A 507-nucleotide genomic window follows, 5' to 3' on the forward strand; every position below is an offset into this window, starting at 1 on the left:
GTACGTGTGGGCGAATGCCGCGTATGCGATGGCGGTCAACATCAATCGCTCGTTCAAGCATTACGGCTGGTGCACGCTGATTCGCGGTGTGGAAAGCGGCGGCGTCGTCGAGAACCTGCCTTGCCATACGTTCCCGACGGACGACGGCGGCATCGACATGAAGTGTCCGACCGAAATCGCGATTTCCGATCGCCGCGAAGCGGAGCTCGCGAAGAACGGCTTCATTCCGCTGATCCATCGAAAGAACACCGACTACGCGGCATTCATCGGAGCGCAATCGCTGCAGAAGCCGGCCGAGTACTACGACCCGGACGCCACCGCGAACGCGAACCTGTCCGCCCGCCTGCCGTACCTGTTCGCGTGCTCGCGCTTCGCGCATTACCTGAAGTGCATCGTGCGCGACAAGATCGGTTCGTTCAAGGAGCGCGAAGACATGCAGCAGTGGCTCAACGAATGGATCATGAACTATGTCGACGCCGACCCGGCGAACTCGTCGCAGGAGACCAA

Annotated in this window: 1 protein-coding gene; it reads left to right on the forward strand. The window is 60.7% G+C overall.

Features of this window, described 5'->3' with window-relative positions:
- Positions 1 to 507 (forward strand): type VI secretion system contractile sheath large subunit (gene tssC, locus J5M67_RS27945; RefSeq protein ID WP_207888613.1); only part of this gene is annotated, 507 nt, incomplete at both ends.

This window comes from Pseudomonas sp. 30_B, from assembly GCF_017491605.1.
Lineage (GTDB): Bacteria > Pseudomonadota > Gammaproteobacteria > Pseudomonadales > Pseudomonadaceae > Pseudomonas.